The organism is Psychrobacter sp. NG27, assembly GCF_016106655.1.
GTDB lineage: Bacteria > Pseudomonadota > Gammaproteobacteria > Pseudomonadales > Moraxellaceae > Psychrobacter.
Map to the genome: position 1 here is coordinate 1 of NZ_JADGIN010000012.1, position 16235 is coordinate 16235.

The 16235-nt window shown below is 42.3% G+C and carries 13 protein-coding genes and 2 tRNA genes; 7 read left to right on the top strand and 8 right to left on the bottom strand.

Annotated elements, in window-relative coordinates; genetic code table 11:
- Positions 1-758 precede the first annotated feature (758 nt).
- Complete coding sequence (locus IP485_RS12875) at positions 759-1784, bottom strand: purine-nucleoside phosphorylase (protein ID WP_198327585.1); 1026 nt, start codon at positions 1782-1784, stop codon at positions 759-761.
- Positions 1785-2218: 434 nt separating this feature from the next.
- Here IP485_RS12875 and IP485_RS12880 point away from each other — a divergent pair, with 434 nt between their 5' ends.
- The 5 genes from IP485_RS12880 (at position 2219) to IP485_RS12900 (ending at position 5177) form a co-directional block, all read left to right on the top strand.
- Complete coding sequence (locus IP485_RS12880) at positions 2219-2623, top strand: hypothetical protein (protein ID WP_198327587.1); 405 nt, start codon at positions 2219-2221, stop codon at positions 2621-2623.
- A gap of 252 nt (positions 2624-2875) precedes the next feature.
- Positions 2876-3412 (top strand): hypothetical protein, encoded by a 537-nt coding sequence (locus tag IP485_RS12885; protein WP_198327589.1) that lies wholly within the window; start codon positions 2876-2878, stop codon positions 3410-3412.
- Between the two features lie 95 nt (positions 3413-3507).
- A complete protein-coding gene (locus IP485_RS12890; RefSeq protein ID WP_198327591.1) occupies positions 3508-3921 on the top strand; it encodes an OsmC family protein in 414 nt (137 codons plus the stop codon).
- A 1-nt stretch (position 3922) separates the two neighbouring features.
- Positions 3923-4387 carry a flavodoxin family protein gene (locus IP485_RS12895; protein ID WP_198327592.1) on the top strand — a complete coding sequence of 155 codons (465 nt, stop codon included), beginning with the start codon at positions 3923-3925 and terminating at the stop codon, positions 4385-4387.
- A gap of 100 nt (positions 4388-4487) precedes the next feature.
- Positions 4488-5177 carry a DUF938 domain-containing protein gene (locus tag IP485_RS12900; RefSeq protein WP_198327594.1) on the top strand — a complete coding sequence of 230 codons (690 nt, stop codon included), beginning with the start codon at positions 4488-4490 and terminating at the stop codon, positions 5175-5177.
- A gap of 129 nt (positions 5178-5306) precedes the next feature.
- Here IP485_RS12900 and IP485_RS12905 read toward each other — a convergent pair whose 3' ends face one another.
- Positions 5307-6098 carry a dienelactone hydrolase family protein gene (locus tag IP485_RS12905; RefSeq protein ID WP_198327596.1) on the bottom strand — a complete coding sequence of 264 codons (792 nt, stop codon included), beginning with the start codon at positions 6096-6098 and terminating at the stop codon, positions 5307-5309.
- Between the two features lie 560 nt (positions 6099-6658).
- Between IP485_RS12905 and IP485_RS12910 the strand changes: the two genes are divergently transcribed.
- On the top strand, positions 6659-8746 hold the full coding sequence (locus IP485_RS12910; RefSeq protein WP_198327598.1) for a catalase: 2088 nt from the start codon (positions 6659-6661) through the stop codon (positions 8744-8746).
- Between the two features lie 325 nt (positions 8747-9071).
- Complete coding sequence (locus tag IP485_RS12915) at positions 9072-9863, top strand: MBL fold metallo-hydrolase (protein ID WP_198327600.1); 792 nt, start codon at positions 9072-9074, stop codon at positions 9861-9863.
- Between the two features lie 86 nt (positions 9864-9949).
- Here IP485_RS12915 and IP485_RS12920 read toward each other — a convergent pair.
- From IP485_RS12920 to IP485_RS12945, 6 genes are all read right to left on the bottom strand, one after another.
- A tRNA-Lys gene (locus tag IP485_RS12920) sits at positions 9950-10025 on the bottom strand.
- Positions 10026-10184: 159 nt separating this feature from the next.
- Positions 10185-10260 (bottom strand) — tRNA-Lys (locus tag IP485_RS12925).
- 230 nt (positions 10261-10490) lie between these two features.
- On the bottom strand, positions 10491-12440 hold the full coding sequence (locus IP485_RS12930; RefSeq protein ID WP_198327634.1) for a MacB family efflux pump subunit: 1950 nt from the start codon (positions 12438-12440) through the stop codon (positions 10491-10493).
- A 314-nt stretch (positions 12441-12754) separates the two neighbouring features.
- The gene (locus IP485_RS12935; protein WP_198327602.1) at positions 12755-14080 is read right to left on the bottom strand and encodes an efflux RND transporter periplasmic adaptor subunit; all 1326 of its coding nucleotides are present in this window, start codon (positions 14078-14080) and stop codon (positions 12755-12757) included.
- Between the two features lie 298 nt (positions 14081-14378).
- A complete protein-coding gene (holA, locus tag IP485_RS12940; RefSeq protein ID WP_198327604.1) occupies positions 14379-15446 on the bottom strand; it encodes a DNA polymerase III subunit delta in 1068 nt (355 codons plus the stop codon).
- 57 nt (positions 15447-15503) lie between these two features.
- Complete coding sequence (locus IP485_RS12945; RefSeq protein WP_227686547.1) at positions 15504-16223, bottom strand: hypothetical protein; 720 nt, start codon at positions 16221-16223, stop codon at positions 15504-15506.
- Between the last annotated feature and the right edge of the window lie 12 nt (positions 16224-16235).

The following is a 16235-nucleotide window of genomic DNA, read 5'->3' on the forward strand; positions in this document are numbered from 1 at the left end:
AGAAGTGAAACATCGTTGCGCCAATGGTAGTGTGGATTCGTCCATGTGAGAGTAGGTCATCGTCAGCTCTCTATTCTAAAGTAAAAGCCCCCTACGCTAACGCGTAGGGGGCTTTTCTTTGGCTATCATTAAAAATTATTTTGCCAATGCTTCAACGTATATTCGAACTTTACTACTTATAGAATCACAAATTCTTTCGTTGCGTATATACTATTTTAAAGCTAAATCCGTGCCCTAAGACAAAATAAATATCTATCATCAGGCAATACTATTCCGTTGAATCTAACCAAATGTATTAGATTATACCTAGTCAGTAGAGTTTATAAGCGATAAACGACGCCAGAATATCCGCTTCCACCCTTTTAGTATGATAAAGGAGACAGCCGTGAGGTATTAGGCATTGATATTGGAATAGGTATGTTCTTGCTAAGAGTGATAAGATATCTTTATTATTTAGCTGAGTGGCACTGTCATCTTTTGAGTAATTCAAATGGAGTGAGAAAACTCGCTAAAGATTGAATAGAGGTCTATATCAAGGATGAATCTTATAGCTTACTTAATCGTATGCTATCTAATGAACATAGGCGGATAGAGGGCTTAATCATTTTCTAATGAAGCTGTAATGGAAGAGCTATGTTTGTAGTGGAGCTTTTAGCTTTAGCAGTTCCTAGAATGAGCGTAAACCCACTCTAGAAACTATTTACTAATTGCTAACTATTAACTGTCTGTTGTACTACTTAGAATTCATCTTGAATTTTTTATTGTTCTTTGAATTTTGGCACACCTTTTTCCCAGATATCCCAGTTATCAACGATGTGATCGACAGTTTTTGATCCTACTAGTACTATGTTTTCTACTGTTTCTGCAAAGCCACCAGCTGTTTCTCCTGGAGCTGGATCTAGATGTTGAAGCGTGGTCTCATTTGGATTACCTTGGTCAAAATTCACTGCACCACGTAAGCTCATTATGCGTTCAATCCCTACCGTTCTGTTAAGTACTTGTGCTATTGCAGCGGCTTCCATTTCAGTGATAATGTAATCATCTGCATTATATAATTCAGCTATATATTGAGCTTGTTTTGACAACCCTGGACCATGAAAAAAGGTATCTCCTGTCATATGAGTGCCTACGGTTATAGCTGGGCTCCGTCGTGCTGCTGCATCAGGATATTTGATTCGATAGGCACTGGCTTCCTTTGAATCTTTTAAAGCAACTGACTGGCTGAGATGTAGATTCCATTTTAGTAGTTCAGAGTTAAGTCGATAGCGGCGAATATCTTCATAGCCTTTACGGGGTGTAAACGTAGGTGCACCTTTTTCACCTTCTTCAGCTTTCCAGCGGTGACCTAAGTCGTAATCTACGAGCCAAGACGCCCAGCTTACATCACCTATCGTGCCTTTACTCGGTGGTCTTCCTGCGACACCGCTTAGAACGAAGTAGCTTTTGCTAAAGTCAAATTTAGGAGAAAGTGTGATTGCTTGCATGGATGCTGAAGACCCTACTTTACCCATCCCTAATACCGAACCACAGACACCTTCTAAGTTACAATAAACTGGGTTATGGGCACCTTCTACTTTTATAGGCTTACCATCTGTAAAATATTGATTATACCAATGCTGAAATTCGCCTGCTTTATCTCCACTATTCTCACCAATTTCAAACATCGCTGCGATAAATACCTTTACTTGGATTTTATCTTGATGAGTTTCGGCTTGTGCATTACTGCAAAACATGAATAACATGGTAAAAATAGATAAATGAAAAAAATGTTTTTTTATAAACATATGGAACGCCTATTTAAAGTATTTGAGTCTGTATTTATAGTTTAATTAGCAATAACTAAAAAATTTGCTAAAACTAAATAAATGCTTATATATATCCAATATAGAATAGCATAATCTTTAGATAGGCTGGAGCGTTCGGCAAGTATGGAGGGTAGGTCAAAAGGTTTTAGTTGGAACAGAGTTTCCCTTTTTTACTGATTTTATTTAACTATTTACGCTGTGCAGTTAGTTTTTTGATAAAGCAACTCAGGTACAGATTTATTTAAAGTTTCATGAGTTGAAAAGATATGACAATATACATCACACGTTGCAGTCCATGATTCAGTCTAATTGAGGAAATAGTATAAAAAGAGAATAAAATGAACATCGATCAAGAATTTTCAGAGAAAGTTTAAAAACATCTACATAGACTCACTACGAGTATAAAACCAGTTTTGAAAGCGTTAATCGAATATAGCTATCCAAAAGGAGTGGTCAGTCTAGAGTTTGAAATATTTGCCGATGGATTCACACAAGAATTCCCAGTTAAAATTTTTTTTATGGATTCAAATAATTCTGAGCACTTTGTTTATGTCAATGATGAAGCTCAATATCCGTCGCCTGTTAAGCCAGAATTGTTAGAGATAGAGTATGTCTACCCTTACGAGCTTGAAGAGAAGTATATCAATAAGGATGAAGATTTTGACCCATGGAGTATCGCGATTGATGAGCTGATCCAGTGGTTTTCAGAGTGCTGGAAAGAGGTGGGTGGAGAGTCGCTTCAGTTAAATGCAAACATTGCTTCTCATGATAATGATAAGGCGTATAACCTTACAGAAAATAAGTGGGAAGAACGGTAGAAACACACGAGGGTAGCCTATCAGGAAGAAGGTCGCGACTGCTAATGTCGATGCTATAGTAAATGTAGCCAAACCCTAATTGATAGGCGGTGGCAGTGCTAATGAAGCTATACATAAAGCTGCCGGATCGAGTGTGCTCAGAGAATTTTCAGTTTCGACAGATATTTAAGGGCTAGCGAAGATTTATTTAAAAATTATATACTTGAAAATTTGTATATAAATTAATTATATAATTCTACCTTAAGAGTAATAATGTCCATATTAAAAGAATACAAAGAACCTAAGGATCTATTAGAGAAGTTGTTACGTGAAGGTAAAAGAACATGGACTTCCGAAGATATACAGGAAAAAGTAGATCACTTTTTTAATTTTTGTGTAACATCTTTATCCCTTCGAGATTGGTGTCTTGCATACTTGAATTTAGATAATGCTGAAAAGTCAGATTTTTATAATATTCACTTTCAAAATGAATGGCTGAATTATTGTGGTTCAATTGCAAACTTGTCAAAGCACTTTAAATTGCTTGAAGGACGTAAGTCATCTGTTTCCTCGGTCGATTCTAAAATCTCGGGGCACATGTTATTAGGTATAGGTGATGATGGAAAAATGACTGAAATTATGCAAGCTATGAGAGTGTCCTTTGACATTCAAAATTCAGATGGCAATGTAAAGGGACTGATGGAAGTACTGTTCGGATGTGTATCTCAATGGGAACAAGTATTTACCAATTATAATATACCTGCACCTGATTCAGACTTAAAATATCGTATGTTTATTGAGTATTTATAATTTTTGAATCACTGAGTATTTACTATCTAATTTGCAAAATAATTGAAAATTAAATCGTACTTTAACACCCAATATTACTTATAAAAGAGAATTCCATGACAACCTCAAAAGTAACCTACCAAGGCAATTTACGCACCCAAGCCATTCACCTACAGTCAAATAATAAAATCATCACTGATGCGCCAACGGACAATCATGGTAAGGGCGAAGCCTTTTCTCCTACTGATTTGCTAGCGACCAGTTTGGGCAGTTGTATCTTAACAATTATTGGTATCAAAGCCGAAGCGATGGATATCGATATCTCAGGTACGACCGCAGAGGTCACCAAAGTTATGGCTGCCAAACCAAGGCGTGTAAGTGAAATACATATTGTGGTTAATTTTTCAAAGGCATTGGACGAGAGTACCTTAAAGCGATTTTATAAAACCGCGTTGACTTGTCCAGTAGGCAATAGTTTGGATCCTGCCATTACTCAAAATCTAGTATTTAACAATGGCACAGAAGCCTAATATGTCTACTAAGACTTTACTCATTGTCGCTCATACGCCGTCGCCCAATACTCAGAAATTGGCGCAGGCGGCTTTCGAGGGTGCCAATCACCCTGATATAGATATCAACGTCATTTTGAAATCACCGCAGGATACGCAGCCTGAAGATGTGTTGGCTGCTGATACATTACTGCTAGGCACGACTGAGAATCTGGCGTATATGGCAGGGCTGACCAAGGATTTTTTTGATCGTTGCTATTATCCCGTGCTAGAAAAGAAGCAAGGCATGCCATTTGCGGTATATATACGCGCGGGGCATGATGGTACAGGCACCAAGCTTGCGCTCAAAACTATTACGACGGGGTTACGCTGGTCATGGATTCAAGAGGCGCTGATACTACAAGGTGATTGGCAAGATAGCTTTGCTGAGCAAGTAGAAGAGCTTGCTATGACGTTGGCTGCTGGGGTAGAGGCAGGTATTTACTAGTAGTCAGTTGTTTGGCGGGCATTAGGTCAGTCATAGACAGTGCTTGTTAATCTACTGCTATCAATATTGAGAGCATAATAGACGACCTGGGAGGATAGTGATGCATGACGATAATATGGATAGTGATAATCCAAATAATAAAGTAGATATTCCTGCATTGCCGTTTTCTCAAGCGTGTGAAAATAATAAGCAGCCTATTCTAGAAGTACTCCAAACAGAGCTACAAGGCTTTAATCATGTATTAGAGATTGGCTCTGGGACAGGTCAGCATAGTGTTTACTTTACACCCAATCTGCCTGAGCTACAGTGGCAAACCAGCGATGTCATTAGTAATCACCGTCATATAATTGCTTGGCACAATGCTTATCCTGCACCCAATCTATATTCGCCATTAGCGTTTGATTTGGGGCATGACTCAGTACCTGTTAGTAGTCATTTAGATAGTGGTCATTTAAATAGCAGTGATATAGCCAAACCTTATGATGTGATATTTACGGCCAATACCTTGCATATCATTAGTCGGGCTTTGGTGGAGCGGTTATTTACATTAGCTAGCGATGCGCTACCTGTTGACGGTAAGCTGATTGTATATGGCCCTTTTAATGAGCATGGTAACTATACCAGTGAGGGTAACCAGCGATTTGATGCGATGTTGAGGGCAGGTAATCCTGATAGCGGCATTCGCGATAAAGAAGATGTCGTTAGTTTAGCAAATGCTCACCATCTACAACTCTCTAAAACATATGCAATGCCTGCTAATAATCAACTATTGGTATTTCAGAAGCGCTAATTTTTTAAAGCGTCAGCAAAAACTAAATAAATAAAAAGACACCTTAATGGATCACTATTAGATCTTAATTGAGGTGTCTTTTTGTTTGGGTTTGCTTATATTATTACTTATTCAACTTGTGCTGCTAGGTTATTTATATTCTTCTGATAAAAAGTCCAAGTAGCGTTTCCAAGAGCGCTCATCGGCGCGAGCATCATATCTATCGCTGCCAAATACGCTAAAGGCATGTGGCGCGCCGCTATAGGTAACCATTTCGTGAGGTATCTTGGCTGCTTCTAATGTCTTGCCCAAAGTCGAAAAGCTCTCTAGCGAGACAGATTGGTCAGCAGAACCGTGGAATACTAGGATTTCTCCCGTAGTTTTGTCATAGCTTTGACCGGTTGGAATGTCGAATGCACCGTGGAAGGGTACAAAGGCTTTTTGCTCAAAGCCTGAACGTGCTAGCTCTAACGCGACCGTACCGCCGAAACAATATCCCATAGTCGTGCCTTTACGCACATCATTGCCTTGTAGTTGTCCTGCCGTTAATGCCCCTGCTAATATGCGACGCATTTTATTACGATCATCATATAGCTCCCCAGTTAGGCGTTTGTTTTCTTCCATAGAAGTGGGGCGAATGCCTTGTCCAAACATGTCTGCCGCCAATACGTTGTAGCCTTCAGCCGCTAACATGTCAGCACGTTTGCGCTCATAGTCAGTTAGACCATCCCAATCATGGATCAATAAGATAAAAGGTGCGTTTGGTTTATCTGCCTTGGCGTAATAGCCTTCATACGCTTTATCATCGACCGTATAGGTCACGTTTTTGGTCGTGATAGCAGCAGCCGTTTGACTGAACGTTAATGCCATTAGACCCATTGACGCGCCTACTAGCAATGAGTGATAAGGTTTTTTAGTCGGGGAGCTTAGAGTTGGTAACATGGTAGGTAGCCTTATAGTTATATAAAGAATAGTCGCATCGTCAAATCCATATAAATCTGCTACATTGTCATCCTCGCTAACCATACTAATGTATAACTTGCGCTCGGTTTTCTTGTATCAGAACTATTTGAATTCAATAATATAAAAAAGATAAATATAAGGCTAAAACCACGCCAATTTATTTATCAATAGTCTCTAGTACTTCATAAAAAGCATACCTTAAAGAATAACTACATTACAAGATTCTATTGTTAACGTTTATGCTCATTTAAGGCCATCTAAAGCAGCTAATTTATAGCGTCTATAAACCTTAACCAAACATCAACAAGGTTTACTATATACGCAACTATATCTGACTTATTTTTTGGGTAATATAAGTCTTAAGCCTATTATTCCTTTACGAATTTTAGTGCGGTATCAATTTAACGATCGGCAATGCTGAACACGCAGACACATAAATGACAGATGAAGTCACCACTATCTCAAAGGATATCAAACCTGTGTAGGCACTCTTTTAGTGATTTAAAAGAGCACTCTCAATCTATTAGCTAGGACTTTTTATGAATAATAATATCGATCATACGGACCCCGCCAAAAACATGAACACTGAACGTGGCAATGGTGGTGAAACCCATCAGCGCGCAGGCGACGACACCAAAGTATTAACCACGCAGCAAGGTGTGGCTATAGCTGATAACCAAAACTCGTTAAAAGCAGGCTCACGTGGGCCGACGCTGTTAGAGGATTTTGTATTACGTGAAAAAATCAATCATTTTGACCATGAGCGTATCCCTGAGCGTATCGTCCATGCTCGTGGTAGCGCAGCACACGGTTATTTTGAGCTGACAGAGTCACTAGAAAAATATACGACTGCCAAAGTATTGACCCAAACAGGCAAGCAAACGCCATTGTTTACGCGTTTCTCAACGGTAGCGGGTAACAAAGGCTCAAAAGATACGCCACGTGATGTGCGCGGTTTTGCTGTGAAAATATATACAGAAGAAGGCAATTGGGATATCGTTGGTAACAACATGCCAATCTTCTTTATTCAAGACGCGATGAAGTTTCCAGATTTGATTCATGCGGTAAAACCAGAACCAGATCGCGGTTTCCCACAAGCTGCCTCTGCTCATGATACCTTTTGGGATTTTGTGTCATTAAGTCCTGAAACTATGCATAACTTAATTTGGCTGATGAGTGATCGTGGTCTACCACGTAGCCTACGTATGATGGAAGGCTTTGGTATACATAGCTATCGCTTAATCAACAAAGAAGGGAAGAGCACCTTTGTACGTTTCCATTGGAAGCCAGTACTAGGCGTACAGTCAACCACATGGGATGAGGCAGTGAAAATCTCAGGCGCTGATCCTGATTATCATCGCCGCGACTTGTTTGAGTCAATCAACAACGGTGACTATCCTGAGTGGGAGTTTGGTGTACAGTTATTTACCGAAGAAGAAGCCAACGAATTCCCGTTTGACCATCTCGATGCGACCAAACTGATTCCAGAAGAATTGGTACCAGTAAAAGTCGTCGGTAAGATGGTATTGAACCGCTATCCAGATAATTTCTTTGCAGAGACGGAGCAGGTAGCATTCTGCCCATCGCATCTGCCGCCCGGTGTTGATTTTAGTAATGACCCATTATTACAAGGTCGTCTATTCAGTTACTTGGACACTCAGCTATCACGTTTAGGCTCGCCAAACTTTGCCCAGATTCCTATTAATGCACCGAAATGTCCGTTTGCTAACAATCAGCAAGATGGTCATATGCAAATGCAGGTACCTAAGACGCGTGTGCTTTATGAGCCACAAAGCTTAGATCCAACTCGTCCTCGTGAAAGCGCTAAACGTGGTTTCAACTCATTCCATGAGCAACTAGATGATGGCGTAAAAGGCCGCGTGCGTGACGAGAGCTTTGCAGATCATTATAGCCAGCCACGTATGTTCTATCGTAGCCAGACAGCAACCGAGCAAGCACATATTGCAACCGCTTATGCGTTTGAGCTAGGTAAAGTAGATACAGCTCATGTACGTACGCGTATGCTGAGCCATTTGATTCATATCGATGAAGACTTGGCCAACCGCGTAGCAACGGCACTGGGTATGGAGCTACCAGAGCCAGCGGATGCGGCTGCACCTGTCCAAGACTTGGGAACCTCTAAAGCGGTACAAACGATTGGTCTAACGCCTGATACACTAAAAGGCCGTATGATCGGTATATTAGTCGCGGAAGGTTCTAATAGCAGTGAAGTCAAGAAGTTCGAAGATGCTGCCAAAGCGCAGGGTGCTAGCGTCAAGATTGTAGCACCTAATAAAGAAGTGGTATTGGATGATGGTACCCGTATACAAGCCGATGAGCGTCTCGCTGGTGGTCCTTCAGTGATGTTTGATGCTGTCGTTAGTATCATCATGCCTGAGCAGGCCAAGAAGCTAGCAAAAGACAGCTCAGCACTAGATTGGTTTAATGATGCGTACAACCACTGCAAAGCCATCGCATATTGCGGCGCGACTGATGAATTTATCCTAAGTAAACTCCCAGTTGAAAAAGATGAATTTGTGACGCCATTGGCTGAGCTAGATGCCTTTATTAACAATGCTAAGTCTCGTCTATGGGAGCGTGAGCCAAAGGTTCGTGATCTTGCATAGTCGATAAGTAGATAATTTACGAATTATCCAAAATACTAAATAAGATACTAAATGTTTTCTTAAACCCAGCCTAAGCGCTGGGTTTTTGCTTTTTACTAATAAGGTGAGAATTATCATGGATAAAAGTCACGTATAAAGATGCTAATTGTTATTTATTAATCGTTATTAGCTGCATTGTCTCTGTATGCCGGATTACTTTCGTATATAGTCACAAGCGTTCACTCAAAATCATTTTATTTGTGGTGACGGGCGCTATACTAAAGATTGGCTATAAAACTGAACAAAAGCCTCACAATAATAACGACGAATGAGGTAGGGAACACCAATGAGTCTATGTGAAATTGTACGCTTAGAAGGATATATCCAAAGTAGTTATCTGGCAGTATATCCAGATAAAATAATGCTGTTAGATGGTTGCTGCCGTGCTGATGTACCGATGGTGCTTGACTATATTGAGACAACTTTGAAACGACCCATCACCGACCTAAAAGTAGTAGTAGTCACGCATATGCATCCGGATCATGCAGGCGGTGCGAATAAGTTTCGAGAAAAGACTGGCTGTCTGATTGTCTCAGCGGATAAAAAAAAGCAGTGGTATAGCGGTATTGGTGGGCACACGATGCACTTCGTAGATATACATCTAGGATATTATGTGGCCAGACGTCAAGGACGCCCATTCAAAAACCTATATTACTCGGCAAGCCTAAAATCAGATATCACTGTCACAGATGGCGAGCTTGTGCCACATTTTGATGAATGGCAAGTACTAGAGACGCCAGGTCATACGGATCGTGATTTGTCTTTGTTTCATCTGCCCAGTCGCGAAGTATATACCGCTGATTTAATCATTAAATTACGCCATAAATTTGTAGCACCATTTCCTGTCTATTATCCTAAAGACTATGTTCAATCGTTAAAAAAAATAAGAGCATTACAACCTTCAATGGTGATGATGGCACATGGACGAGAGCTGGCGATGAGTGAGGCAGAGTTTGATGGGTTCATTGCTCAAGCGCCTAAACACCCGCGTACCATCAAAGATACGATCAGACATAAACTGCTATGGCGCAAAAAAGATAACTTTCGACTGTTTAAACGTAGGCATAATAAAATATAAGTAAAAGCCAAAGTTAAAAAACACGTTCAAAAAGCCCAGACGAAAAAAAGCCCAGTTACTACCTTAGTAACTGGGCTTTTTAAATATGGTGGGCTGTCCGCGACTCGAACGCGGGACCAATTGATTAAAAGTCAACTGCTCTACCAACTGAGCTAACAGCCCTGAAGAGTATATAAAAAAGCAATGCTTTTTAACTCTGCAAGAAAAAATTCTAACTAAAGAACTTTCTAAAACTAAACATCTTAACGATGTCTTTTAAACTTATCTTTATTAGTCTACTACCGGATAGGGTAGAACGATTAATAAAGATTAAACTAAATATGGTGGGCTGTCCGCGACTCGAACGCGGGACCAATTGATTAAAAGTCAACTGCTCTACCAACTGAGCTAACAGCCCTAATGTTTGCAAACCATACTCAATAATCTAAGCATGACGCTTGCTTTCCCGTTTAGTTAATTTGTATCTCTAAACGTGAGAGCACATTATATATATAAATGAGCCAAATACAACCCCGAAGCGCCAAAAAAATGCAATTAATGCAAAAAAATGCCTTTTTTTATCTGATTTGGCTTATTGGTGGATGTTTGATGGCAATAAATACTGATTTAAAATGCCAGTCACAGCTTTTAGTCCCTAGACAATGCTTCAACAGGGTCTAATTTGGCGGCATTACGGGCAGGCAAGAATCCAAATACCACGCCAATAAGTGTCGAGCACACAAAAGCGGCAATAATGGAAGTCGACGAATAGATAACTTTGAAATTATCACCGCCCACACTATTGATTAATTCACCAATGGCAAAGGCCAGCCCAATGCCAATCAGTCCCCCTAAAATACAGACCAGAACGGCCTCAATGAGGAACTGCTGCATGATATCGCTCTGACGCGCACCCACTGCCATACGTACGCCAATCTCGTTGGTACGTTCGGTGACAGAGACCAGCATAATGTTCATCACCCCAATACCACCGACGATCAATGAAATAACCGCGACTGATGAGATAAGCAGGGTCATCGTGCCTGTCGTCGATTCGATCGTTTGACGGATAGAGTCTGAATTGCGCAGCTCAAAGTCATCTTTACCATGGCGACTCTCTATCAAGTCCGAGATGGCAGTCTCTGCGGCGCTAGAAGAGATACTGTCATCTAACAATGCTACAAAGCGGTCAATATTGGTACTACCAGTGACACGCGACATCACCGTTGTATAAGGCATATAAATGGTAGGCGTCGTCACACTGGGACCAAAGCCACCATCGCTCTCTTCGAGGACGCCAATCACGCGTCCAGGTACACTACCAACCAGTATCACTTCACCGACAGGATTATCAATATCTGAGAAAAAGGTCTGCTTAGCATTGTCATCGATGATGATATCTTGACTACGTAATGTGACGCTTTTTGCATCAAACCCTTGGCCCAATGCCAACGTCTCACCAGTAACGGTTAGATAGTCTTCGCCAACGCCGTTGACGGTAGCATCCTCTTGTATACTACGATAGCGCACGCTAGAGTTGGCATTTACTTGAGGGCTGACGCTGATAATATATGGCTGATTGCCGACCGCTTCTGCGTCTTCTGGCGTCAAGTTGTCATCATTATAGCGGCGTCTAGGGTCGCCTCTAGGGTAGCCATCATTGACGGTAATGGTATTGGTACCTAACGAGCTGATATTGGCAAGGATTTGCTGCTGAGAGCCTTGTCCAAGACCTACGATAGATACAACCGCAGCGATACCGATGATAATGCCGAGCATAGTCAGTAGGGTACGCATCTTATGCGCGCGCATGGCAAGCAAAGACATCTTAAACGCTTCAAGTAGTCGATCTATAAAGCTACCAAAGGCACTTTTACGATGTTCACCCAGGATAGACTCTGGTTTTTTGTCGGTGTGCTTATAATGCTCAGTTTGATAGTCAGCGATAACATAGCCATCTTTTAGCTCGATCACACGCTCTGCTTGTGCCGCCAGCTTTGGATCATGAGTGACCATGATAATGGTATGGCCTTGTGCGCTGAGGTCATGCAAAATTGCCATGACATCTTCGCCAGACTTACTATCTAGGGCACCAGTTGGTTCATCTGCTAAGATAACGTCACCGCCATTCATCAGTGCACGAGCAACAGAAACGCGCTGTTGCTGTCCACCTGAGAGCTGATTAGGGCGGTTATTTACCTTATTGCCAAGGCCCAAATCCGTTAATAGCTTCTCAGCACGATTGGTGCGTGCCTCGGTATCCATGCCCGCATACACGGCAGGGACAGCGACATTGTCTTTGGCACTAATATCCCCAAGCAAATGATAGCGCTGAAAAATAAAACCAAAGTGTTCACGGCGCAGTTCGGCCAGCTGATCGGCATCAAGCTTACGGGCGGATTGACCATAAATCTTATAATCACCAGCCGTGGCTTGATCTAGACAACCTAAGATATTCATCAAGGTGGACTTACCAGAGCCTGACTGACCAATGATGGCGACCATCTCACCTTGATTGATAGTTAGATTGATATCATGCAAAACGCGAATAGTTTGCTCACCAGCAGGGAACTCTCTGATAATGCCAGACAACTCCATAATGGGCTTGCCTGGTGCAGGGTGATTAACGGTATTGGTTTTTGCCGGATTACTTAAGTTATCTGAGCTGTCTAAGTTATTTAAGTTATCCAAATTGTCTAAATTATCTGAGCTGTTTGAAGGGTTAGCAGAAGTGTGTGACCCTAAGGTTTGAGCCGTGCTACTTTCAGAGCTATTTTCAGTCGACGGTTTAGGAGATTGAGATATAGTCATAGCAGTGTCTTTAATAAAGGCTAATAAGCGTTATAGTGTTGTTATGAAAGGGCTGCTATGTTTAACAAGCCCTTTTTTATTCAACATAGTCAAAGAACAAGTTACATTCGAGGTCCACCAGGGATACGGCCGCTACCTGATTTCTTACCGCTTTCTTCACTGATGATGACTTCTTCCCCTTCTTTCAAACCGCTTAAGATTTGCGCATTTACTCGGTTATCGATACCGACTTCTACAGTACGCTCTTCTACGGTTCCGTCCTCTTTTAATACACGTACAAACTTGCCAGTGGCTGCTTTGCCTTTTTCTTTACCTTTAGAGCGTTTTTCTTGTATCACTGTTGACGGTACTAACAGGGCGTTTTTGGCTTCGTTAACGATGATATAAATCTGCGCGGTCATATCAATTCGGAACAAGCGGTCAGGGTTTGGTACTTCTACGTAGCCGACATAATAGATAGCGGCGTCTGTTGAGCTGGTGCTACTGATTTGCTCTGGGGCAGGCTCGATAGCAGTCAACGTCGCATCATACTGCTGATCTGGATTACCAATAATATTGAAATAAGCAGGCATACCAGCATTGACGTTAATGACGTCAGCTTCGGAGATTTGCGCGTTGATACGTACGGTCGATAAATCCGCTAACGTCACTAGTGTTGGCGCTGTTTGGTTGGCGTTGACGGTGGTGCCTTGCTCAGTGGTAATAGAAACGACAGTACCTGATATCGGGGCGCGAATCGTGGTATAGCTCAAATCTTCTTCAGCAGTACTGACGTTGGTTCGTGATTTACGTAACGCCGCTTGTTGGCTGTTGATATTGGCTTCGGTGGTCGCAATCGCGGCTTTTGCTGTATCGATAGCTGCACGTGCATTGGCAACAGCTGCTTTTGCGGTCTCGACACTGGTCGCTTGGGTGTCGTATTCTTGCTGCGAGATAGCGTCGATAGCGACTAAGTCTTGCAAACGCGCAAAATCAGACTGGGCTTGCTTTAGCTCAGACTGACGGCTGGCAAGATCGGCATAGGCACTTTTTAGACTGGCTTGTTTGCTTAACGATTCTGCTTGGGCACTTTGTAGCGCGGCTTCGCTCTGTTCAAGACTGGCTTGTTCATTGCTCAGGCTGTTCTTCTGAGTCACTTGATCAATCTGTGCAATCAAATCGCCTTGTTTGACTTCGTCACCGACTTCAACGTACAGGCGTTTTACTTCACCAGATACCTGTGCCCCTACATCGACGGTATTCAACGCTTTTACTTTACCGGATGCCATGACATTGTTTTCAATATCACCAACTTCAACGGTTGCGGTTAAATAATTAGGTGTGGTTTCTTCTGGTTTTAAAAAAGTATAGGCTAAAGCCTCTAATGCTACGATAATTAAGGTGATGACACCCCATTTAATAGCAGACTTTTTGCTTATTTTGCGCATGACAACAATCCAATTACAATTAAATCAAGTGTAGATATAGTAGAGCCTTCATATACAAAAGGGAATGTTAATTAGTTTACGAAAGGTTAAGGTAGCCAAGAATAGAGATAGGTACAGAAAAGAAATGCTTACTAAAAATCAATAAAACGGAGATTATAGGAGAACAAAATAGGGTGGTAGGATCTGGATTTATAGCGTTTAAATGTATAAACCAGTAAGAAAAACGTATAGATCAACAAGAGAAGAGATGGATAACTTGTTAATAAGAGAAACAATAAAAGTTGGTGACAGGCGAGCCTTAGCGCATGGCAAATAAACGCTTACCTGCGAGCTCCAATGCTGCTTGTAGTAATAGCTCCCATGCTGGCTGGCGAATAAGTCCTTTGATAGCTTGGTCACAGCGGTAAAGCAGGGCAGGCCATTCGCTCGTTTGTTCTTTTGATTGACGGCGGCATGCTTGTTGATATAACCCTTGCTTACTACGCCAAATACCGAGTGCTTGCGGGTCTTGTCCATCCATCAATTGTATAATTTGACGCATGTCTTTGCTGATGGCCCATAGCACTAGAGTGGTGGGTTCGTCGGTCGACTTTAACTGAAACATGATTTTAGCGACTTGTGCACTATTGCCAGCGAGCATCGCATCAGACAAGTCAAACACGCTAAAGTGAGCATCACTGACCAGTGCTGCTTGCAGATCTGCGATATCTAGCGCCACGGTGCTTGTAGGCTGTGTATCATTGCTAGTAGGTTTGGTGTCGTCTGTAAATAACTGCGGTGCAAACAGATAGGACAGACGCCAAAGCGTTTGATAAGCACTTAATAAATGGTGCTCCGTATGTGACATCAGGAGCTGCCACGCTTCTTGAGACAGTCGTAACCCAAACTGCTGTGCCTGTATCTGTAATAACTGCTGTCGCTGCTGCTCATTGTAAAGATTGCAATCAATAACATTACCATATTGCGAAAAAGGGGCAAACCACTTACTGCTTTGGCTGCGTTTATCCTGCTTAGGCGTGAGCCACAATAGACTGTGACTATGCGTACCGGCTTGTGCCTCAATGGCAAAGCGCTCTAACTCCGCGGTAACCGCTTTGTCAGGTTTATGATTGCCCGTCACGATTAAAGCGCTGGCATCATCGAATAAAGACTGACTGCCAAGCTCTGATAATACTTCTTGCCAGCTCTTGACGGAAACCAGCTCTATGCGTTTGATGGCGTAATTTTGCGCGCGCCAGTGCGGTCGTAGCGCATCCATCAGCCATTGACTCAGCAGTGGCTCATCACCATGCGCCAGCCACAGCCCTGCTACGCCAACCGAGGGTTGGAGTAGTTTTGGATAGGCTTTTATAAAGGTATCTTGCATAAGGTGGTGGCGCACAGATTGATGATGATAAATAGTAAATGTCTAGAAGACAAAAGGTTAAGGTGTTGGTAACACCACCGCCGTTGATGCGGATCCTTTGCCTGTTTGCACAGGTATCTTGGCATTTTTTGAGGGGACTTTAGGCAGAGACAGAGCGACATATTGATCAGTGATACGGCGGGCTAGCGTGTCATATAGCCAGTCACGCGTTTGATCGCCTTGCTGATCATCGGTACTGACCGATGCTTCATTGTATTGGTAACTACGATCCACTTGGATGGGATTGGTCAGAGTCACCAGTTTGCCATTTTCCATGACTTGATAGCTGACATCGGCGGACAGTACCAGACGAATCTCTGTCAATACCCCAACCAGCTCATAACGTTTAAAACGCATATTGCTGATATCAATTGCTGCAATGGTGTCAGGGCCGATTTGCTGATTATTGCGGGTCACCTCATCTGAGCTCATATTGTCAATAACATCAACGCCCAAGGTTTCAAGACGCTTCGTCAAAGGCAGTTTCAGAGGAAATGAGGTGCGGTTGTCCTCGATAATTACAGCGGTTCTATTGACATCAAGTAACATAGGCGCGTCATAACCGCGTAGATGAAAGCCGCAACCGCTCAGCGTCGCTGCTGCACCTACTACCGCAAACATTGGCAATCCTGCTAGCAACACGGCCGCGATTTTTTTTGCACCAGACTTTCGCGCAGCCATACTTGGTGCGTTAGGGGTTGCTTGATCTGATGGCCCAGCTCGATGCTTGTACGACATAACGCTATCCTC